This is a genomic window from Deltaproteobacteria bacterium, assembly GCA_016709225.1.
Classification (GTDB): domain Bacteria; phylum Myxococcota_A; class Polyangia; order Nannocystales; family Nannocystaceae; genus Xiheibacterium; species Xiheibacterium phototrophicum.
The window spans coordinates 769,514-792,424 of the sequence record JADJEE010000002.1 but is presented as its reverse complement, the minus strand read 5'-3'; the positions used below and the strand labels follow the sequence as shown (position 1 = coordinate 792,424).

Annotated in this window: 12 protein-coding genes; 7 read left to right on the top strand and 5 right to left on the bottom strand. The window is 70.9% G+C overall.

Translation table 11 applies throughout. From position 1 onward, the window contains the following. Positions 1–36: 36 nt before the first annotated feature. From IPH07_17465 to IPH07_17445, 5 genes are all read right to left on the bottom strand, one after another. Positions 37–945, bottom strand: coding sequence for a hypothetical protein (locus IPH07_17465; protein ID MBK6919187.1), 909 nt, complete (start codon positions 943–945; stop codon positions 37–39). Between the two features lie 218 nt (positions 946–1,163). Next, a complete protein-coding gene (locus tag IPH07_17460) occupies positions 1,164–2,621 on the bottom strand; it encodes a hypothetical protein (GenBank protein MBK6919186.1) in 1,458 nt (485 codons plus the stop codon). 75 nt (positions 2,622–2,696) lie between these two features. Further along, entirely contained in the window at positions 2,697–4,613 is a 1,917-nt protein-coding gene (locus tag IPH07_17455) for a hypothetical protein (protein ID MBK6919185.1), read from the bottom strand. Between the two features lie 10 nt (positions 4,614–4,623). Further along, the gene (locus tag IPH07_17450; protein ID MBK6919184.1) at positions 4,624–6,252 is read right to left on the bottom strand and encodes a hypothetical protein; all 1,629 of its coding nucleotides are present in this window, start codon (positions 6,250–6,252) and stop codon (positions 4,624–4,626) included. Then, positions 6,252–8,756 (bottom strand): hypothetical protein, encoded by a 2,505-nt coding sequence (locus IPH07_17445; protein MBK6919183.1) that lies wholly within the window; start codon positions 8,754–8,756, stop codon positions 6,252–6,254. The genes IPH07_17450 and IPH07_17445 overlap by 1 nt, the downstream gene beginning before the upstream one ends. 228 nt (positions 8,757–8,984) lie before the next feature. On the opposite strand from IPH07_17445, the gene IPH07_17440 reads away from it, so the two are divergent. The 7 genes from IPH07_17440 to IPH07_17410 all read left to right on the top strand — a co-directional run bounded on the left by IPH07_17440 (position 8,985) and on the right by IPH07_17410 (position 22,861). Next, complete coding sequence (locus IPH07_17440) at positions 8,985–11,810, top strand: hypothetical protein (GenBank protein ID MBK6919182.1); 2,826 nt, start codon at positions 8,985–8,987, stop codon at positions 11,808–11,810. Between the two features lie 35 nt (positions 11,811–11,845). Further along, positions 11,846–14,551 (top strand): hypothetical protein, encoded by a 2,706-nt coding sequence (locus IPH07_17435; protein ID MBK6919181.1) that lies wholly within the window; start codon positions 11,846–11,848, stop codon positions 14,549–14,551. Next, positions 14,551–16,842, top strand: coding sequence for a hypothetical protein (locus tag IPH07_17430; protein MBK6919180.1), 2,292 nt, complete (start codon positions 14,551–14,553; stop codon positions 16,840–16,842). The genes IPH07_17435 and IPH07_17430 overlap by 1 nt, the downstream gene beginning before the upstream one ends. Next, on the top strand, positions 16,842–19,226 hold the full coding sequence (locus tag IPH07_17425) for a hypothetical protein (GenBank protein MBK6919179.1): 2,385 nt from the start codon (positions 16,842–16,844) through the stop codon (positions 19,224–19,226). Before IPH07_17430 ends, IPH07_17425 begins: the two co-directional genes overlap by 1 nt. Before the next feature lie 145 nt (positions 19,227–19,371). Further along, the gene (locus tag IPH07_17420; protein ID MBK6919178.1) at positions 19,372–21,066 is read left to right on the top strand and encodes a hypothetical protein; all 1,695 of its coding nucleotides are present in this window, start codon (positions 19,372–19,374) and stop codon (positions 21,064–21,066) included. A gap of 131 nt (positions 21,067–21,197) precedes the next feature. Then, positions 21,198–21,884: a hypothetical protein gene (locus IPH07_17415; protein MBK6919177.1), complete on the top strand. Its 687-nt coding sequence runs from the start codon at positions 21,198–21,200 to the stop codon at positions 21,882–21,884. Beyond that, the gene (locus IPH07_17410) at positions 21,881–22,861 is read left to right on the top strand and encodes a hypothetical protein (protein MBK6919176.1); all 981 of its coding nucleotides are present in this window, start codon (positions 21,881–21,883) and stop codon (positions 22,859–22,861) included. The genes IPH07_17415 and IPH07_17410 overlap by 4 nt, the downstream gene beginning before the upstream one ends. Positions 22,862–22,911: the final 50 nt, after the last annotated feature.

The following is a 22,911-nucleotide window of genomic DNA, read 5'->3' as shown; positions in this document are numbered from 1 at the left end:
CTGCGGCGCCCGGGGGTCGGGCGCCGTCGTCCGCGACTAGAATCGGCCGCTCAGCGCGACGCCGGCGTAGCTCGAGCCGCTGCGCGGGTCGAGGTTGAAGGCCGGGGCCACACGCACCTGCTTCAGAAACTTCGACTGCGCGTCGTAGGCCTTGCCGTGCGCCACGCCGAAGGCGAGCAAGCCCGCACCTGCTGCGATCGCGGCGCTCGACAGCTGCACACCGAAGAGGCGCAGTCGGTAGTCACGCGAGAATGCGTCGGCGTCGAAGTTGGTGGGGTCGAGGTGGCGGAAGGGGCGGCCGACCAGCACCGCCGCGGTGATGCGGCCGATGACGCCGAGCGCGAGCACGCCCGCGCCGACGCCGATGAACACGCCGGCCTTGCGGCGCGCCTTGGCGCTCCAGGCCCGATCGACGCCGTCCCAGCGGCCGCGCACGGCGCCCGCGGCCGGCGCGAGGCCCCACGTCGCGATGTTGAAGCCGTACTGCAGGATGCCCAGCCCGAGGTTGCCCGCGCCCGCGCGCAGCAGACACTTGCTGCCCGCGCTCGCGCCAGTGTCGATGCTGTCGGCCGACTTCGCCGCGTCGACGCACTGCTGCACGAAGGCCATGCGCGTGAGGCCGAGCGCCCAGCCGATGCCGCCGGTGATGCTGGCGGCAACGATGAGCCCGGTGCCCTTGCGATACTCGGGCTTCGCGTTCGCGTTCGCCTTGGTCGGCACCGGCGCGGGCGTGCTCGCGGGGGCCGGGGCGAGCGTCTCGTCGTCCTCGGTCGGAGTCGGCGGCGGCACCTCGGCGTCCTCGGCCGCGACGTCGTCCCAGCTCTTGTCGCCCTCGGCGTCGGGTGCCGCGAGGTGCAGGGTCGGACCGGCGACGACCGGGGCATCGGCGGACCAGGGGCTGAACGCGAGCGACAACGCGAGCGACGTGGACACGAGCGTGGGCATCGGTGGGAGCGTATGAGCAGGGTCCCCGCATGCGCAAGCGCAGCGATCGTCGCCCGTGCGACGGGCCACAGACGGGAGGCCGGTGCGGCTCGATGTCTGTCCGGGGTTGAATCGACCGTGTCGGAGCGCGTCTTCACGCCGCCGAACTACGCCCGCGCGCCACCTCTACCGGTGTTCGCGGCGCGGCGCGAGGTTGGTCCCCTCGTTGGTGCGCGACGTCACGGCTCGACTGCGAGCGTGGCGATGAGCCCGGGTTCGTCGGCGACCGCGTGCGTCTTCGCGAACAGTCGCGCGCCGTGCTGCTCGCCGGCATGCAGGTGCTGCCAACGCGCCGACGCCCGGCAATCCCCCTGCGTGACGATGCTCGTTGCGTTGTTGCCGTCGAGCGCGTGATCGGCATCGCCGCCGTGCAGACACACGCCCGCCAGCTCGGGTGCACCGTCGTCGTGCAGCTCGGGCGGGCAGTCGTCGCCGCGCACTTGCTCGCGCGACCACACACCGCTGCCGAGCGGTGCGAGGTCGATGCGCTGCGCGTCTTCGTCGATCACGACCGGTCGCGGCGCGGTCTCGAAGACCCAGCGAAGCATCGCGGTCATGGATGCGGCCACGGCATCGCCGTGGGCCGGCGAGCCGTTGGCGGTGACGTCCGAGTGACAGAAGTTGCCGTACAGCACGCCGTGCGCGGGCACCCACGTGCCGTCGGCGGCGCGTGTCATGGTCGTGCCGACCGCGGCGGCGCTGGCCTGCGCGCGAAACGGCAGCGACTTGTCGTTCTCACCGGCCCACAGGCTCGGCGAGCAGTCGGCCCAGCTGACCAGCGCGAGCCAGCGGCGGTGGGTGGCGGTCCACGCCGCAGCGGGGCGCGCGGAGATCCGCGCTGCGTACTCGCACCAGCCGTCCGCCTGCGCCAGCTTGCAGCCGGTCTCGAAGCCGGTCGGCCCGATGAAGTCGTACTCGGGGTTGTCGAGCCGATCGATCATGCCGTGCAGCGTGACGACGCCGGCGATGCGCGCCTGCAAACCCCACTGCATGGTGCCGGGTTGCCCGTCGCTGCCGACATCTGCAGCGACCTCGAGCGCAACGCGGGCGCCGGTGCTGTGACCGACGAGCACGAGGTTGCCGACGCCGTCGGGATACGCGGCGTCGAGCTTGGTGACGAGCTGCTGTCGCCAGCGGTTGGCGGTGGTCTGCCCGCTGCCATCTGCCACGTCGTCGAGTCCGGGGCGCAGCAGCGCGCCGTCACCATCGACGTAGAGGTTGACGCGGGTGCTCTCGATCGCGATGACGCGACCGGGGTGCGCGTCCTGATAGGCCGCGACGTAGCCGTCGGCGTGATCGAGCACGAAGGCCTCGAGATCGTCGGCCTCGTTCTCGGCGTGCAGCTGCGAGTCCGCCGAGCCGAGCACGCCGTGGATGAACGCGAAGCGGATGTGGATCGTGCCCGGCGCCTCGCCGGTGCTGTCGGCGGCGGTCGTCGAGCTGCCACTGCCACTGCCGCTGCCATCGGCTGTGGTGGTGCCGGGCTCGCGGCCACTGGAGTCCGGCGAGCCCGAGCTGGTCGACGCGGTGGTGCTCGACGAGCTGGCGTCGGTCGAGCTCCCCGGCGTCGGGGCGCTGCATGCCGTCGCACCGACCACGAGCGCGGCGATGATCGGGGACTCGGCGCGCGGTGGCATCGCACGCCATGGTAGCAGGCTCGATCGCGGCTCGACGCCGCGGCTCACGGGTGGCTGACGCGGGGCGCGACCGACTCACGGCGGTGCGAGCGGAGGCCGCGGAATCACCACGGCGTCCTCATCGACCTGCTGCTCTGGCAGCGACCGCGTGCCGCCGTCGGCCATCGTCCACGACAGCGTCATGCGGTAGGGCCCGGGCGGCAGCACGGCCGACAGCGGGGTCCGATCGCGGCCCTGCAGCTCGACCGTGAGGTCGCCGCTGCGCAGCACGATGCGTACTGCCATGCCTTGCTCGAGGTGGATCGGCAGCAGCTGCACGGTGCGCGATGGGGTGCCCTCGAGCGCGATCGGCAGGACATCGAGCTCGGTGTCCAGCCACGGCGTCGACTCGAAGCGACCGTCGCGAAAGCTGGTGTGGCGGCGCCACGACAACGTACCGCGCGTGCCGGCCGAGAGCGGCGCTTGCCACTGCACGAAATCCTCCAGCCGCGACAACCCGACGGTCTCTCGCACCTCGTGCTCGCCATCGACGAGCCGCAGGTCGACCATGCCCATCGCGACCTCGGCCCAGCCGCTGCCGGTGGGCACCAACGCGAGCCGTCGGCCGGCACCCGCGTAGGGGTCGAGCACCACCAGCTGCGCGTCGGTGACCGCCTCGAGCCGTTGCTCGTGCACGAAGCCCGAGCGCGCGCGGCACTGCACTCGTACCTCGAGCGGCGCGCCGGCAGAGATGCCCGGCAGGCTCACGCGCGCGGTCGGGGTGCCGGCGTCGAGCACGAGGGTCTGGGCCTGGCTCTGGTCCTCGGCGCCGTCGGCCTGGACCTGCAGCTGCACGTCGAGCCATCGCTGCTTGAAGTCGAACGCGGCGGTCGCCACCTCGAGCGCGCGCGGAGCCGGCGGCACCGCGGGCACGACCACGTCGCCGCCGATGGCGGCCTCGGACCAGTCCGACCACCGCGCGTCGCCGCCACCTTGCGGCACCACACGCGCGCGCCAGCGCAGGCGATCGTGCTCGAGCACCACACGCTGCGCAGCGTCGTCGACCAACGCCACGCGCTGCACGCTGCCGGCGTCGTCGAGCTCCACGTCGACCCGGGTCACGCCGGCCGCGAGCTCACCCATGGTGCGGACCCATGTGCGTCGTCGACCGCCGAGCTCGGCCTCGTCCAGCACCACTTCCTCGACCAGGCCCCCGCGCTCGTCGTCGCGCAGGCTGTCGTCGATCACACCGACCAGCTCGAGCGGGAGCACGACCACGTCGGACGCGGTCGCGCGCACCAGCGTGCTGCCGCCTTGCTCGAGCCGCGCGACCAGGGCATCGATCGCCCACGCCCGGAGCGCGGCCTCGATGGCGTCGTCTTCGGGGCCGGCGCCGCGCTGGATGTCGATGCGGAGGTTCGCCGTCACGAGCGCCTGCAGCACGACGCGGGTGCCGATGGGCAGGCGTCCGCGGCCGAGCAGCGGGCCGACGCTGCGGCGCTGCAGCTGCGCGAGGTCGACGCTGGCGGTGACCTCGACCGCGGGCAGTCGCGCGCGCACGTGGCCGCGCCACGACAGCTGCAGCGACGCGCTGGTCGGCGCACGCAGCAGGCCCGCCACGATCGCCGCCGCCGCGGCCGGCAGCTCGACACCGACACCTGCTTGCCCGCGCACCACCGACGCCGGTGCCGACACGGGCTCGAACTGCGGGCCCCGCAGCTCGAGCTCGGCGTCGAGCCACGGCATGCGCTCGGCGCCCGCGAGCCCGGCCGCGGCGAGGGCCTCCGGCGAGGGCTCGAGCTCGGCGTCGAGCACGAGTCGCGAGGCCGTGCGGGTTCCGTCGGCGACGGCGCGCCCGTCGGGGAGCATGAATCGCGTCAACCGCAGGCGTGCACGGCCGTCGCTGCGACGGGCGACGCGCGGGCTACCGGCACACACGAAGCGACGCGTGGGGTCGGCGTCGTCGTCGGCGACGAGCAGCCCAGCCTGGGTACGCAGCGGTAGCTTCAGCATCGCGACCTCGTCATGGCGTGGTGGGCAGCTCAACGGTGATGGCTTCGCCGACGGCCTCGATCCACGCCGACTCCCGCATCGGACGCGAGCGGCCGTCGGCGTCGCGGGGGACGTCGCGGGTGCGATAGCGCAGGCGCGGGGGCGTGAGTGCGTCCTCGCGGCGCAGCGCCCAGGTGATGCGATCACCGCGCTCGAGCGTTCGCCACGGCCCGCCCTCGACCTGCACTGCGAGGTAGGCTGCACGGCCCTCGAGCTGCGCGGGCGGGGTCAACACCACCATCACGTCATCACCGATGCCGAGGGTCGCGGCACCGATGCGCAGTCCGTCGTGCGTGAGCGCGAGGTTGCCGAGCGCGTGGCGGCGACCGTCGGGGGCGCTGGCCGTCACCGCGACCGACGGCGGCGGCGTGCGACCCACGGCCCAGGCTTCGGGGGCGTCGGCGGTCAGCTGGAGGCGACGCGCACCGATTTCGATCTCGAGCGCCGTGACGCGCGTGAACACGATCGGGTCTGCCACGAAGCGCAGCGGCACGATGCCGAGCGACGCCGCGTCGAGGTCGAGCACGAGGCCCGTCGCGCGGGGGGTGGTCTCGACCACCGTCGGTCCGGCCGCGGTCACCACCGTTGCCCGTGCGAGCCAGCGCGGCTCGAGTGCCGCGGCGCTCTCGCGCACGAAGGGCAGGCGCACCGCCGTGGGCGCGCCGACCACGAAGACGTGTCGCAGGCGGCCACTGGGGCCGCCGGTCGTGACCTCGACGTCGATGCTGCGGACGCCGGCCTCGGCCAGCGGCACGTCGCAGCTCACGTGCATCGCTGCAGCCTGGAATGGATCGGGGATGGTGGCCTCGACCAGGTGCACCGTCGGATCGGCGACCTGCGCGAGGAAGCTCGACAGCGACCACCGCAGCGCGACCTGGGTGCGTCCGGCGGTGGCCACCGAGAGATCGAGCGCCAGCCGCTCGGGGAAGTCGTCGCGCAGGCGCAGGGCCGCTGCGGCGCCAGTGGTCGCCAGCGGCAAGCAGTGCTGTGCCAGCGCGACGCGGGCCTCGTCGCGGGGCACCGGGATCGCGTCGGCGCGCAGCGGCCACCACACGAGCGCGTCGTCGCCGAGCCCTGCCCACGCGTCGTTCCAGGCGCTGCGATCGAACGTGGCGTCGCCGAGCAGCCCAACGAGGCGGGCGCGCAGGCCTGCGCCGTCGATGCGCACCAGCCACGGATGGCGCGGGAGCAGGCCCTCGAAGGCCATCTCGAGCTCGACCTCGAGGGTGTCGCCGCCGCTGGCGGCGAGGCGTCGGATCATCGCCAGCTCGATGGCATCGAGGGCGAGCGCGCGGCCGAGTAGGTGCTCGGCGTCGACGCCACCATCGTGCCACACACCATCGCTGCGCACGCCCGCGGCGAGTCCGACCAGCCGCACGCGCGAGGCTGCGATGGTGGCCTGTCGGTGGCGAGCGCCTGGTCCTGGCCAGCGCGGGCGCAGGCGCAGCGTCAGCACGCCCGCGTCGGGGCCGCGCACGACGAAGACCTGCGGCACGCCGGCGGCGTCGACGATCGGCTCGAGCCCGTCGGGCACGACCCAGCGCAGGGACGGATCGGTATCGTCGAGGAACCCCTCGGCGTCGCGGCGCAGGGTCAGCATCAGAAGTCCATCATCGTGCCGCTAGCGGTGCCGACCTCGAGCACGCCGCTGCCGTGACGCTCGCTCCACGCGGTGCGAGCACCCTCGCCGTCGGCGTGGAGGTTGGTGACGCGGAAGAAGTAGCGCTGCGCGTCGTCGGGCAGGCCCTGGAGCCGATCGAGCAGCCGCCCGATGACGGTGACGTCGGCCTGCGGCTGCGACGGTGTCAGGGTCACGCGGGCGCCGTCGTCGAACTCGACCAGCACGCCCGTGAGCGGCGCCTGGTCGGGTCGCACCGCGAACACGCCGTCGGCGACCCGCACCGGCAGAGTGAAGCTGCGCGAGCCGAACCCGGGCGAGATCGTCAGCAGCGAGAACAGGCGCAGCACGTCGGGCTCGGGCGTGCCGATCACCACCGGCACCAGCTCGAGCACGTCGACCGTCGGCGGATCGACGCGGTACTCGATCGCGCGCGTCTGCAGCGGTGCGAGGGTCTGGCCTTGGTGGCTGGCCGGATCGACCGCGTGGGCCATCGCACCCCCGCCGAGCGGGAGGCCGGGCAGCGACGTGATGATCACCGGGCTCTCGATGCGGTTGCGGATCGAGACCTGGTAGCGGCCGGCGGCGGCGTCGATGGCCCCGACGAATGCGACGTCGAAGACCCGTGACGACGGCTCGCGCAGGGACAGACGCGCGGGAATCGACGCCCGCGTGCCGTCGAACAGCTCGTACTCGACATTGCCCATCACCGCACCGCCCGGCGGTGCGAGCTGCTGCCGCCACAGTGCCGTGAAGGCGCCCTCGTCGACCTCGAGCGTGTCGTCGATGCCGGTGTCCGGATCGATGCGGGCGTCGCTGCGCTGCGCGCCCTCGCCCAGGACGTCGGACTGCAGCCGCAGCGACGCGCTGCGGGGCACCAGCGCCTGCAGCTGCGCGGTGCGACCTTCGAGGGTCATGGCGTCGTGCGCGAGCCTGCCGACCAAGGGGTCGATCCACGGTGTGAGCCGATAGCCGATCGCCATGCGGAACACCGTCGTACCGGCACCGTCGCCCTCGGCGATCTCGAAGTCCGTCGGCAGGAAGCTCAGGCTGGGCAGGAACGGCGCCGTGGCATCGCGGCTGAGGCGGAACTCGGTCGGCGGGATCAACACGACGTCCGGCATGAGGCTGTCGCGGAAGGCGACGTGGGCCGTGCCGGCGGCGTCGGCCAACGCCATGCGCCGAATGAGGTGGATGCCGACGCCGCGGAACCCTGCGTCGAGGTAGACCGCGTCGTTGCCGGGGGCGGCAGGGTCGAACTGGAACGGCAGCGAGGCCGTGGTCTCGAGGCGGCTGTCGACCAGCGCGGGTCGTCGCTTCTCGTCGAGCGCGACCAGCGAGGGGATCGCCGCTCGCCCGCCGATCTTCAGGTCGCTGCGCGCCGCGACCTCGCGCATGTCGATCGCGTGCAGGGTGTTGATCTCGCGCAGGGCCGGCCGCATCGCGGCGAGCTGGATCGGTAGCGGCGTCGCGATGGGCGGCGGCGGTGTGATGGGCGGCGGCGGTGTGATGGGCGGCGGAGGCTCGGGCACCGTCGGGGGGTCGATGGCGATCGGCCCGGCATCGTCGACGCGCCCGATCGGGCGCAGCCGGGCGATCATCGGCGCGCGGGCGATCACGGCGGCGCGCAGTAGCGGCGAGGCCGTCGCGGCCGCGACCGACGGGGCCGCGGGCGCAGGCGCAGGCGCGGGCGCGGGCTCCGGCGCGACCCCGCGGGCGCGGACCATCACGGTCGGCGACACCAGCAGGGTCGGCGAGGCCGTGGCGCGGGCCATGAGCGTGGCCCGCACCGCGTCGGCGCGGAGCGTGCGGACCTCCTCGTTCGCCTCGGCGGCCACCACGGCCTTCTTGGCCGACTCCGTGAAGAGGGCCCCGCGCGCGCGCAGGACCTTGGACTGGACCTCGAGCGTGGGCTTGGCGATCACGTGCTGCCGCCAGGTCCGGATCGCGACCTCGGCCGCGAGCGTGATCCGCAGCGTGCAGGGGCGCGATGGCTCGCGCATGGCCAGGTAGGCCGACTCGAAGGTGGCGGCGTCGGTGAAGATGGTGGTCGAGACCGCCTGGGTGCCACCCTGCAGCTGCGCCGGCTGCAACGCGATGGTCCGCTCGAGGGGTTGGGGCGCACCGTCGACCGCGATCTGCGTGACCAGTGTGAGCTGCGCGACGTGGTCCATCACCACCATCGTGGCCGAAGGATCAGTCATGGGCGTCCAGGTCAGCGCGAGCGTGAGGCGACCGACCTCGCCGTCACTGGGCTGGTACCGCAGCGACACCTGCGGCTTGCCGGCCGCGTCGGTCGCGACGCGGTACTGCGGCAGGTAGTAGCGCTTCGACGGCTGATTGGAGGCCGGATACGCCGTTCCGACGGTGAGGACCGCATCGCCGTCCAGCACCGGTCGGTCTTCGCCCCCGGGCGCGGGCGTCGGCGTGAGCACCCCGCCCAGGTGGAGATCCGCGCGGACCTCCAACAAGCGTGAGAGCGGCACGGCGCGAAGGCTTGCATCGACGACGAAGGAACTGGCCATTCGAACTCCACCTCGTGCGCGTCGCAGCTCGCGAGCGGCGCGTCAGCCTAGCACTTCGTCGCCCAACGTCATCCGCGAACAAGCGTTCGTGATCCTCATTGCTCGCGAGAGTTGGCGATTGCTATCCTCCGCAGCCCGCGTGTCGCTCCGCTGTCATGCGGTGCGATCGATCGGGTGGTGGAGGCTCGCATGCTCGTGATCGAAGACCAGCGGACCATCGGCGACGTCACCGTCTATCGCGATGACGCGATCTGGTACCGCTACTACATGGTGCCCCGCGAGCCCCGGCTCGCACGCGATGCCGAGGGGCGCCCGAAGTTCACGCTGTATCTCTATCACTTCGATGACGCGGCTCGGGCCGCCGATCCGTCGCTGCCACCAGGCGCCGGGTACATGTCGCTCGAGACCGAGTTCGCCGTGACGCCCGATCGCCAAGCTGCGATCGCGCTCGAGCTGCAGCCGGTGGTCGATGCCGAGTACGCCCGCCGTCGCGCCGATCCGGCCTTCGCCGGGCGGCCCGAGTACGCGCAGCCCACCGCGCCGCGGGTCGAGCTCGCCGCGCCGCAGCTCAGCTCGGGCACGGTCACCATGCGCACCACCAACGACGAGCGCCTCGTCACGGCCCGCTTCGCCGAGGCCCCGGCCTCGCTCGTGACCGGCTCGGTGGCCGCGTTCTCGCTCGATCTGACCGACGCCGGCGCGAGCTTCATGAAGCAGACGATGATCAAGGAGGACGGCAGCGGCCGTACCGACGCGACCCCCATCACGGTCGAGTACGACCTGAAGATGTGGGCTCGCCTGCCGCCCGTCGAGGTCACCGTCACCGGACATTCCGAGCGCATCCACGAGACCCTGCTCGAGATCTCGCAGAGTGACCGCGACGATCCTTGCACGCCCGACGAGGTCGAGACCTACCGCGACAACGGCATCAGCAGCGCCAAGCTGCGCGACCTCGGCCTCGTCGACGTGCAGGTCAACGCCCGCGACGCGACCGTGCCCGCCGAGGTCGTCACCGCGCTGCAGCAGTACGCGCTCGACCTGTTCGACACCATGATCCAGAGTCGCTTCCTCGAGCCCGCCGAGGCCGATGCCTCTGCGCTCGAGTTCGGCCCCGACGACCCCGGACAGCCCGGGCAGCGCGACGCCGGCTGGGCCGCGATCCTCTATGAGCACCGCGACTTCGGTGGGCGCGCCTTCGAGGTCAGCGAGTCGCTGACCAGCCTCGAGGGCTTCAACGACGTGGTCTCGTCGCTCAAGCTGCGGCCCGGACACCGCGCGACGCTCTACCAACACAACGATTTCGGCGGCACGATGCGGCAGTTCAGCGCCAACACGCCGTGGGTCGGCGGCGACTTCAACGACGTCGCCTCGTCGGTGAAGATCTGGCGCCCACCCACGACGCGCTACAAGGTCCGCAAGACCATCAACAGCTCGCAGATGGACTTGAAGATCCGGGTCCAGCGCTCGCAGGTCGTCGAGTGGCCGACCGGTGCGGTGCCGGGGATCCTGCAGTCGGCCTTCGCCAGCAACGACGCCGAGGCCATGCGGCGTCACGTCGTCGAGGTCACGCTGTCGGACTTCCAGACCCTGCGGGTCGACGTGCTACCGATCGTCGACTTCGCGAACAGCCCGTTCGCGGCGGTGCTGGTCGAGCTCTCCTACGACGCGCTCGATGCCGACGGTCGCACCCATCACGTCGGCGACGCGCATCGCTTCACCGCCGCCGCTCCAAGCGCGTGGCGCTTCGATCCCGCGGTCGTCGGCGGCGTGCGGGCCTATCAGTCGCGTTACCAGATCATCTACGACGACGGCACCACCACGGAGTTCACGCCGTGGGAGCGGCAGACCACCCGTGCGCTCACCATCGCGATCGCCGATCCCGGTCGCATCGATCTCGAGCTGAGCGGCGCGAGCCTCAACTGGCAGCTGCTGCGCTCGGTGGTGGTCAAGCTCAGCTGCCCCGATCCGACCTCGCCCGATGCGATGCTCTCGCACACCTTCGAGCTCACGGCCGCGCAGGCCGTGCGCAAGTGGGAGCGGCGCGTCAACAAGCCGCTGGCCGGCGAGATCACGGTGTCGACCACGTACATGCTGGCCGACGAGAAGGTCATCGAGGGTGCATCCGGTCGGACCGAGGTCAGCAACACGCTGTTCGTGGTGCCGCCGCCGCAGGTCGACATCCTCGACGTCACGCTGGTGCCGGCCGGCGACTGGTCCGAGGTCGCGCAGTGCGTGGTGACGCTCGAGTACGAGGCTGGCGAGGGCGTGGTCTACGACAAGGTCGCGCGCCTGACTGGCATGGATCAGCTGGTGCAGTGGCAGGTGCTGCTGAAGGACCCGCGACGCCGCAGCTTCCGCTACAAGGCGCTCATCACCTACAAGACTGGCAACGTCGACGATGCGCCGTGGCAGACCCTCGAGGGCGATCAAGCGATCCCCATCCGCGTCGCCGGTGTGCCCAAGCTGAAGATCAACGTGCTGCCGAACCTGGTCGACTTCACGCGCACGCCCGCGGTGATGGTCGCGCTCGCCTACGGCGACGAGCGCAAGACGCTGAGCTTCACCAGCGCCGCGCCGCAGAGCTTCACGCCGCCGCTGCGCCCCGATGGCGTTCGCGAGTTCACCTACCAGATCACGTGGCACCCCGCCGACGGCGCGCCGATCGAGGGGCCAGTGCAGCGCACGAGCGCGACCGAGGTGTTCGTGCCCAAGGCCACGCTGCCGCAGTCCGGCAAGCTCGAGGTCATCGTGCGCGGCTTCGCGATCGACTTCGCGGCCACGCCGTTCGTCGACGTGGTGCTGCGTTGGCGCGACGTCGATCGCGAGGAGAGCATCCCGCTGGCGCTCTCACAGGCCGAGCCCAACGCCAAGTGGACCGTCGACATCGGCGACCGCACGCAGCGTCGCTATTCCTACGCCATCACCTACAACCTCGCCGACGGCACGCGCGTGCCGGGCAAGAGCGGCGAGACCGACGACCCGGTCATCTCCGTGACCAAGTATCAACCCGCCTGACCGCCAAACCCGCAGCGCACCCCAAGGATCACGCCATGCTCAAGCTCCCAGCGTTCAAGCACTACCAGTTCGACGGCGGCGCCAGTGCGACGGTGTTTCGCGACGACGCCAAGTTCGCGCGCTTCTACATCATCCCCGGGTTCCCCAGCGTGCGCCTCGACGGCCGCGGCAACCCGGTGTGGCAGCTCATCAAGTACAAGTTCTCGGACCAGTCGCGCGAGGAGAACCCCGAGCTGCCGCGCGGCGGCGGCTACATGGTCTTCGACGCGGAGCTGCGCACCGAGCCCGAGCACCAGGCGCAGATCCTCGAGGACCTGCAGTCGTGGGTGAACCAGGAGTGGGAGCGGCTCAAGGCCATCCCCGATCCGAAGGTGCGGCGGCTCAAGCTGCGCGCGGCGTTCAACGACTCGATCGGCGACGTGTGGAACTCGCCGGCGATGGCCGGCGGCGGCCCGATGGCGACCGCGGGCACCGGCACGCGCATGAGCCTCGACATCCCCACCGGTGACGGCGATGGCGAGCGCTTCGAGGGTGACCCGCCCAAGGTCGAGCTCGGCGAGCCATTGTGGCTCGAGGGCAAGGTCACGATGAACGCGCCGGAGTCGGCGGGCCTCGTGCAGAACAAGATCGGCGAGCGCCCCGCGTCGCTGCTGGGCAACAACGTCGCGGCGTTCTCCGTCGACCTCACGCCCGACGGCGCGACGTTCATGCAGAAGACGCTGGTCGGCGACGGCGGCGGCGGGGCCACCGATCTCACGCCGGTGCAGGTGGTCTACAGCCTGACGATGCTGGCCAAGCTGCCGCGCGCCACCATGTACATCAAGTTCAACACCTCGCAGGTCTACCACGCTGCGCAGGAGCTGTTCCACGAGCACGACAACTGCTCGGACGACTACTTCACCTCCGAGAACATCATGTCGACGGCCATCAACGCCGGCATCGTCACGGTGAAGATCGACATGGGCGGCGTCACCGACCCTGACCTGCAGCAGATGCTGACCTCGCAGGCCATGAGCGGCGTGCAGAAGCTGCTGACCGAGCGCTTCGCGACCAAGGAGCGCAAGCCGCTCGAGGAGTGGGCCGACAGCGGCCTCGCGGAGAGCAGCAACGAGGTCTATCGGCTCAAGCGCATCAACGACGTCGAGATGACGGACTTCGAGCAGCACGTCGAGATCGAGCCCAACGTCAAGTACACCATCGCACCGCAGGGGACGCTGGCCGCGTTCTTCCGCGACCAGCGCGACATGACCGCGTTCGTGCGCGAGGTCGATCTCGACGATCCGTTCTTCAAGACCCTGGCGTTGTCGGTGCGGGCGCTCGCGCGCTGGCAAGAGGACGGCGTGGCGGCGGTCGAGGTCGAGGTGAAGTACGAGCACGACGGCGAGCTCAAGACCAACACCTTCACGTTCACGCCCGCCGCGACCGACCCGCAGAAGTGGGACCCGGCGCTCATCGGCAAGAAGCGCGACTACACCTGGCGTTCGCGCGTCACCTTCGTCGGCCGCGCCGCCGGCGAGTGGTCGCGCTGGGAGACCGCGACCACCCGCGACCTCAACATCGCCGTGCCGACCCCCGGCAAGCTCGAGGTTGCCGTCAGTGGCGTCGGCATCGACTACGAGAACGTCGTCGACGCGGTGCTGGTGCACCTGCGCTACCAGGACACCGCGCGCGACGTGCCGCTGGCCGGGCAGTCGATCCTGCTGGCGGCCGATCGCACCTCGGGCACGTGGACCCGCATGCTCTACGCCGACTGGGACAAGCCGCTCGAGTTCCGCGTCGAGTACCTACTCAAGACCGGCACCGTGGTGACGCGCGACTGGGCCAAGACCGACGGGCCGGTGCAGAACCTGCTCATCGGTCGACCCGACGTCGACGTGCTCGACGTGACGCTGGTGCCGGCTGGCGACTGGTCGCAGGTCGTGCAGGCCGCTGTCGACGTGCGCTACGCCGACGGCGACTACCATCGCGATGGTCACTTCCAGCTCAAGACCCAGGAGGAGTTCAAGAAGTGGGGCGTGCTCATGGTCCACGCCGATGTCCGCAAGTTCGAGTACAAGCTGCTCGCCACCTTCAAGAACGGCGACACCCAGGAGTCGCCGTGGATGACGCTCGAGGGTGATCAGGCGGTGCCGGTGAAGGTGCAGGGGCCGCCGCGCCTGGCGGTGAAGATCACCGGCGCGACGCTCGATGTCGCGAGCACGCCGCTGGTGCGCGTCGACGTGGAGTATCCCAATCCGGTGCCGCCGGGCACCGACACGGTGGCCGCGTTCTCGTTGCAGGCCAACACCGACGTGCATACCTGGTCGGTGCCGGTGTTGCCCGACAGCAAGCTCGAGTACCGCATGCGCGTGACGTACTTCCCCAAGGAGGGCCCGCCGGTCGAGCGGCCGTGGGAGACCAGCGCGAGCGAGCTGGTGGTGGTGCCACGCTACTCGATTCCGCTGGTCGGGGCCGCTTTCAACCCGCTGCTGCAGGACTTCGCCAAGACCATCGCGCTCGAGGTCAACCTCCGCTACGACGACGACGCTCGCAACGTGCACCTGGCGCAGACGCTGCAGTTCACCGGCAAGGAGAAGCAGTCGTGGTTCGTGCCGGTGCCCGACGACGCGCCGCGCGAGTACACCATGGAGATCACCTGGTTCTACGCCGACGGCACCAGCGTCAGCTCGACGCCGGTGAAGCTGTCGAAGCCCGCGGTGATCCTGCCGACCGCGCCCAAGGCGACGCAGGAGCCGGTCTGATGCTCTACCTCGGCAACGGCGTCACGCAGATCAGGGTCGACGAGAACCGCGCGCTGTCGGTGTTCCCCGACTTCAGCGATCCCACGCAGTTCTACTACCTCCCGAACTTCCCCCACGTCGCCAAGATGATCGATGGGACCCCAGCGATCCGGCTGCTGGTGTACCGCGAGGATCTCGACACCGTGGCGGAGAACGCCGAGGACGCGGTCGCGTTCCTCAGCCTCGACGTCGATCTCTCGTGGGAGCCGGACGTCATCGACCGCGCGGCTTCGCGGCTGCGGGCGGACAACAACCTCGAGCAGAAGCCACGGCTGACGCCGATCTTCTTCCGCTCGGGGGCGGTCAAGCTGATGCTGCTCGACGCGGTGACCCCCGAGCCGACCGCGACAGGCACGCCTGCGACGCCGGTCGCGACGGAGTTCGTCGCCAAGATCATGGGCGCGGGCTCGCCGTCGCTGTACGGGGACAACCGCGCCATCTTCCAGGCCAAGCTGCCGAAGAAGGGCGCCGCCGCGCTGCAGGGCGCACTCGATGGCGTCACGCCGATCGGCGTGGTCTATACGCTGACCTTTGCGGGCCTGCAGCCGGCCTTCAACGTCAAAGCCCACGTCGACTGGCAGAAGGTCTACGACCACTGGTCCGAGCGCGAGGGTGGCAGCTTCTTGTTCGTCGAGATCGACATCCAGAAGTCGATCGACAAGTTCGTCGAGGACAAGATCATCACCATCGACGTGACCGTCGAGGGCGTCGGCGAGGAGGCGATGGACGCGGAGCGCGAGAAGGCGATGACCGCGATCCGGCAGCTCATCTTCGAGAAGTTCTTCGAGGCCACGCTCAAGCGCGAGGACTCGGCCGGCAACAGTACCGTGGACAACGTCGTCGACGGCCTGGCGTCGGTGGCGAAGAACGGCCTCACGCTCGGCATGGGCTACTCGTACTCGCGCAAGGAGGTCAACGTCGAGGAGCTGCGGTCGCTCGATCTCGACTGGAGCGCGCGCAAGGCCACCGAGCGCACCATCTATCCCCAGGCGCACATGCACAACGTGCTGACCGAGGGTGGCATCACCCGCGAGCAGCTGGTGACCATCGTCGACGGCGCCGACGATCTGTGGAAGGTGCTGCCGTTCCGCGTCGACGCGGCCGCGGCATGGGAGCAAGACGGCATCGTCGGCATCGAGGTGCTGATCGAGTACGACGACGACGACGGCAACGCGCACACCTGGAATCCCTTCCTCACCAAGGACGCGCCCTCGGCGACCAAGCGCGAGTGGATGGACCGACGCGGCGGCAACGGCTTCCGCTACCGCTACAAGGTCTCGTTCCAAGACGACACCGTGCCGGGACCGCGGGCGAGCGTCGACACCGGTGCGGACTGGATCGTCCACGAAGGCACCGTGTTGGTGGTGCACCCGCGCGAGCTCTACGACACCCACGAGCTCGAGGTCGCGACCATCCCCGGCTTCCCCTACGACCGCTTCCCCGCGGTGCAGGCGGTGCTGCGCTACCGCACCGAGGACGGCAGCTTCGAGCACTACGAGGACGGCGTGTTGTCGGCGGCGAAGACCTCCTTCAGCACCCGCTTCCGCGTCGATCAGGGCGTGCCGGGCCAGCGCGAGCTGCGGCTGGCGTACATCGGCGCCGAGGGCCGCAGGGTCGAGACCCCGTGGATGCCGATGCCGCAGGACCAGTGGGTGGTCGAGGATCCCGAGGGCGACACCTTCACGGTGCGAGCACTGGTCGCCGGCGACCGTAAGAACGTCGCCAACCTCATCGTCGATCTCGAGTACCAGGACGCCGAGCACGGCATCTTCGAGAGCGGCACGCTGCAGTTCGACCCGCAGAACATCGCGACCCCGCAGACCTGGTCGATCCACCTCGCCGATCCGACCCGTCGTCGCTACCGCTACCGCATGACGATGATCAGCACCGACGGCGAGTTCATCCAGACCGGCTGGATCGCCACCGACGCGACCACACTGCCAGTCGGCGAGGTCTACGTGCGGCGATTGACCGTGCAGCTCGCGACCGGCGTGCTGGCGCCCCACGTCGAGGCGGTCGAGGTCCTGCTCGCGTACCACGACGCCGCGCACGAGCTCCACCAGGAGCAGAGCTTCCGGCTCGGGCCCAACGCCAACGCGGAGTGGACCGTGCAGCTGGCCGACGCCGGTCGTCGCGACTACCAGGTGACGATGACCTGGATCATGGACGACGGCTTCAACGCCAAGGTGGGGCCGACCACGCGCAACGACACCTTCCTCGCGGTGCCGTCCAAGGCACCGGAGCAGGGCTGATGCTGGCGCTCGATCGACCGCTCGGCGTCGTCGGCGAGCTGGTGCTGTTCGGCGACCATGCCGACCCCTCGCGGGTGTGGTGGGCGCCGACGCGGCCGACCCTCGCCGACGCCGGCGGGCAGCCGGAGATCGCGTTCGTGAAGTTCCGCGACGCGGACGCGGCCCAGGGCGGCGTCGGCCTGCTGTCGTTCACCTGCGAGCTGGTCGCCAGCGAGGCCGCGCTCGAGGAGGCGCGCCGGCATGCGCAGCGCGTCGGAGTGCACGAGCCGGTGCTGTCGCAGTTCCCCTGGCGCAGCGGTAAGGCCACGCTGGCCGCAGCGCTGCGCGAGGGCGATGGCTTCGTCGAGCAGCTGCTGGGCGAGACGCCGTGCGACGTGCTCGGCGGCAACCGTGCGGTGTTCTCGATGAAGCTCACGCAGCAGGGCGCGGCACTCGTCGAAGCACTGGTCCGCGGCGACGCGTCGTCGCCGAGCCCGCTCGGCGTGCGCTACGAGCTCGAGTACGACGGCCTGCGGCCCGCGCTGGCGGTGCGGGTCGAGGCTGACTACCGCCGCGTCTACGACGAGCTGTCGTGGGGCTTCCAGGCCGGCGTCGCGTACGACGGCATCGGCGTGCGTGCGGGCGTCGAGTCGGCGACCAAGAAGCTGGTCGAGAGCGGCGCGATCCGCATCGAGGTGCTGCGCTTCGTCGACGATGCCGAGCTGCGCGCGCGCGTCGACGCGGCGGTGCAGTGGTTGCAGGAGCAGATCGTCCGCGACTTCTTCAAGAGCCACCTGCAGCCGCAGGGGCAACCCAACCTGCTCGAGGCTGCGACCGCAGCCGCCGCGGCGCTGGGCGCCGGTAGCCTCGGCGAGGCGCTGGCCGACGCCAGCCTCGTGGGTCGGCTCGCCGAGCAACTCGGCCTGCCGGTCGACATGCTGCGCCAGCTCGGTGGCGGCGGGGGTGGAGCGGCTGGTGGTGGTGCCGGCACCGGTGGCACGTCCTCGACCTTCGCGCTCAACCTGCAGTTCTCGTTCAAAGACATCCACGAGGAGGAGCTCGTGACGATGCGCTTCGATTGGAACGAGTCCCACGCCGAGACCCGCACCGCGGCGCCGCAGGGGCTGCTCTCGGCGATGGGTGCGGTGCCCCACGTGGTCGAGGCCAGTGATGCCGGCAGCTTCTGGCAGCGACTCGACGTCGACGTGCGACCGCTGGGCGACTTCGCGAGCCTTGGTGTGCAGCGGTTGGTCACGCAGCTGGCATACCCCGACGAGCGCACCCCGACGACCCAGGTCGCGCTGACCTTCGAGCCCGGCGACGCCACTGCAAAGCACTTCTCGGCATGGACCGACGGCAAGCCGCCGAGCTACCGCGTGCGCAGCGAGGTGCACTTCCTCGAGGACGGCCCGTGGCAGGGACCGCCGACCTTCATCGGCGAGTGGTCGAGCGCGAGCTCGTTGCAGCTCGCGGTGCATCCGCTCTCCGGCGTGCCGCGGCTCGAGGTCGAGCTGGTGCCCGGCACGCTCTCGTTCGCCGAGACACCGCAGGTGCAGATCGATACCCGCATCGATGGCGAGGCGGCGCGGAGCTTCGCGCTCACCGAGGCGGCGCCGCGGGCGATGCTGCGCGCGCGACTCGGCCCGCCGCCGCCTGTGCCGACGGTCGTGGACCCCGGCGGGGGCATGTTCGACGGTCCGCCGCCACCCGCCGTCGCCGAGCCACCGCCGCGGCTCGAGCTCCGCAACACGTGGTTCTTCGCCGACGGCCCGTCGGTCACAGGGCCGTGGACGAATGTGGCGGGCACGTCGTGGGTCGTGCACGGTCCGTGGCGGAGTCAACGATCGCTGCGGCTCTTCCCGCTGCTGCCCGCCGACACGCTCGAGGCGCTGGTGACCGTGACGATGGAGGAGGACGGCCGCTCCCGTACCACCGAGGTGCGGTTCGAGGCCGGCGACAAGCGCACGAAGGTCGTGTCGATGCCGGCACTCGCCGAGGTGCCGCCGCCGGTGCGCATCGACGTGGTCGTGATCCGCGGTGATGGCAGCACCTTCGTCGGCGCGCCGGTGACCACCGCAGATCCGGTGTTCATCGTCCGCGATCGCGATGGCGAGCACCGACAGGTGAAGGTGCGCCTGGTCGCGGGTCCCGAGCTCGCGAGCCACGGTGTGATCGCGGTCGCGGTGCAGCTGCTCGAGCCCGAGGGCGACGCGGTGGTCGACACCCTGGCGTTCACGCAGTCGCAGCGCGAACCCGGCGTGCTGCTGGTGCCGGTGGTTGCCGGTGGGCCGCCGATGACCCGGTATCGCGTGGTGCGGTACGGCCTCGACGGTGCGCCGATGCCAGGTGAGATCCAGCGCAGCGGCGCCGGCGAGCTGCTGGTGTCCGCCGCCGCGGGCGGCTGACACGGACTCGAGCGATCGGGTCGGCCGCGCCGGCGCATCTCGACGAAGATCGCAGCGCGAGACGGTCACAGTTGCGCGGAGCACCGACGCGTCTCGGCATTTGCGTCGGTACCGCCGCCACGCGCGGCCTGCTAGGATCGCCGCCTTGGCGGTACCCTCCACGATCCTGCTGCTGAACCGCCTCGAGCGAATTGCACGTCGGTTCGGTGGCGGCGAGGCGTCGCAGAAATTGCAGTTGCTCCGGCAGATCGGCCGCCGTCGGGCGACCACCGCGGCGCAGGTGCGACGGTTTCACGAGGTCCTCTGTTTCCTGCGGGCGTACCCCGACGATGCGAAGATCCTCGCCGAGGTCGAGCGTCGGATCGCGAGCTTCGGTCGCCGCCGTGACGTCGCCGAATTCGCCCAGGCGCTGCAGGACTCCGGGATCGCGGGGACGCCCATCCGCTACCAATTCCATTGGCCGACGGCGCGCTGGCTCGCCACGCATTGGCCTCGGTACCTGAGCATCGATTGGGAGCGGTTCGATTCGGCCGTGAGCGCCGAGCATCTGCTCGACCTCGCGGTCTCGCAGGCCCAGGTCATCGACATCTCGTCGCTGGACGTCTCGACCCGCGAGTGGCTCGAGCGCATCAAAGGCCCGGCTCAGACCGACGCCACCTTCGTGATCCGGCGCTTCGAGGCGCTCGCGCTCGACGACCTCACGCGGCAGACGATCTACGAGACCGTCGACGTGCCGATGCGGCTGTCGGCGGGCCCGGACACGCCGTCTCGGACCCGCGCGAAGGTGCAGCTCCACGCGCCGGTGTTCCAGCGCGCGGCGCTGTCGTCGAGGCGTCCCGAGCTCTCGACGGCGCTGCGGATCCCACCCCGCTCGGTGCGCGACGTGGCCGGCACGAGGGCCGAGGCGCTGATCCACGCCGCGCGCGAGGCGATGGTGACGCGTGAACGCGACCTCGACGCCATCCAGCACGCGAACCCCGAAGACGTCCGGCTCATCGACGTGGGTGACGGCGTGATGCTGTCGTGCATCGGGCTGCTCCCGGCGTTCCGTCCGCTGATGGAGACGGTCTACGTGTTCGTCCTGCACAAGAACGGCGTGCCGATCGGCTACTATCAATCGGCCCTGCTGTTCGGATCGGCGGAGCTCAACTACAACGTGTTCGAGCCGTTTCGCGGCACCCAGGCCGCCGAGATCTACGCCAAGGCGCTCTCGGCAGTGCACCACCTGTTCGCCGCGGACGTGTTCGCCGTCGATCCCTATCAGCTCGGCCAGGACAACGACGAAGCGCTGGCGAGTGGTGCGTTCTGGTTCTACCAGAAGCTCGGCTTTCACCCCGCCGATCCCGGCGCGCGGCGGGCACTCGCGCAGGAGCAGCGCCGAATCGCCCGCGACCCCGCGCACCGCTCGTCGCCCGCGACGCTACGCAAGCTGGCCGCGGGTCATGTCTACTTTCACCTCGACCGGCCGCGCGACGACGTCGCGGGCAAGATCTCGCTCGATCGCATCGGCCTCGCGGTCGGCGAGTGGGTGGGTCGCCACCACGGCGGCGACACCGAAGCGGCCGAGGCATCGTGCTCGCGCCGCATGCGGGCGAGCCTCGGGCTGTCCGGCCGCGCGGCGATGGATCCGATGCAGCGGGTGTGGTTCGGTCGCTGGAGCGTGCTTGCGTGCCTGCTCGGGGTCGAACGCTGGCCCGCGGCCGATCGCCGCGCCGTGCTGCCGATACTCCTGGCCAAGGGCGCGCCGCGCGAGGACGCGTTCGCGATCGGGCTGGCGCGCCACGGGCGGTTGCGGCGCGCACTGGTGCAGCTCTCACGGCGGCGGGTCGGGGCCGCGTGACGTCGGTCGTGGCGGCGATCGCAGCGCACTTGTGAGGCAGCTGCGCGGGGGCAGCACCGAACACCTGCGTCGACCCGGCGACGTCGATCCACGCCGCGCTGCGGCGCGGCGTCCGGTGGTACACTGCGAGGATGTGGCGGTGGTGGTGGCTCTCGCTGGTGTTCGCGTGCGGGCCGGCCGTCGACGTATCGACGAATGAGGCGACGTCCAGCGCCGCATCGGGCTCGTCGTCCTCGTCGGCGGCGCCGACCGACACCACCGCTGCGAGCGATCCCGGCACGACCAGCACCACCAGCGGCGCCCCGACCGACGCCGACCTTTGCGTGTCGTGGTGCCTCAACGCCGAGGCCCGCGGCTGCGCCGACGTGTTCGTCGGCGAGACCTGCTACGGACGCTGTCTCGATGCGATCGTACTCGCAGAGCAGGGCGCCTGCATCGACGTCTACCGCGAGGTGATCGCGTGCGAGGCGGTCGCGGCCGGGCCCGCCGAGCCCTCGTGCGAGGCGCGCGAGTGCGAGGCGGTCTACATCCAGCACGACCTGTGTCAGGGCTCCTGCTGGCACCTGGGCGGCATCCCGGGCGGCGGCGGCACACAGTCGGCGTGCGAATGGCGGGGCACGGGGTGCTACGGCCACGATCTCGAGGTCGTGTGTCCGGTCGAGGACGCCACCGCGCTGTGCGACTGCATCGTCGACGACACCGTCATCTCGCAGTGCGAGGTCGGCGAGGCGCTCGCGGCATTCGACTGCGGCGGCGAGGACATGCAGATCTTCACGACGTGTTGTCGCGGGGCCTTCGAAGGAGTGTTGCTGCAATGAAGACGCGAAGTGCGATCCTCTCCTTCGGTCTCGCACTCGCCTGTGGCGACGGCGCGGTCGCGAGCGCGACTGGGGCCAGCGCGGACGGCGATCCGACCAGCGACTCGACGCCCGATACGGCGACCGCCGACAGCACGACCGCCGATGCCACCGCCACGACCACCGCGGGCGACGGCCCGTCGGGCCCGTGTGCGCTCGAGGGCATGTTCGTCGAGTGCACCACGGACGGCATGGACGGTGTCGCGTACTGCGACGAGATCGACGGCGAGCTGCAGTGGGGGCCGTGCCTCGCGACCCGCGACTGCATGCTCGGTGACACGCTCGAGGGTTGTCAGAGTTGCACGCTCGTCGACGGCATACCGACCATCGTCGGCTCGGCGACCTGCGAGTGCGAGGACCAGGTCGGCGTCATCACCACGTGCGTGCAGACCGAGTGCGTGCAGCGCTGGGAGTACGAGTGCGGCGACTGTGAGTCGTTCACCGACGGCGATTGCTTTTCGTACAGCGAGGGCTGCGAGAGCCCGCTCGGCTGCGCGCAGGACGGCCCTGCGGTGTGCGATCGCGTGTGGGCGCTGGGCTTCTCCACGCTCGAGACGCTCGAGTCGGACGCCGCCGCGATCTGTCTGCTCGAGTCCCTGCGCGACGATGTGCCCGGCACCTACGAGGTGCTATGGGGCGAGATGGGCGACGAGGGCCTGGTCGCCCAGCGCGTGCACGCGTTCGGCGATGGCACCGTGCTCGTCGAGTGGAGCTATGACTGCCCCGGCTGCCAGAACTTCGGCCGCGTCGGCCGCTCCGGCGCGCTGCAGCTGCAGCCGGCGGCGTACTTCGACGACTGCCTCGCGGCACCGACCACGTCGTCGCTCATCGCGTGCACGGTCGGCTTGGTCGAGATCGAGACCGGCAACCCGCCCGAGGGCTATGCACCGCCGTTCACGACCGGCGAGTGCACGACCCTCGAGGTGGCGTGCGGTTGAGGGCGACCCATCGAAGCGACCGGCGTCGCGCATCGCCGATGCTGCGGTGG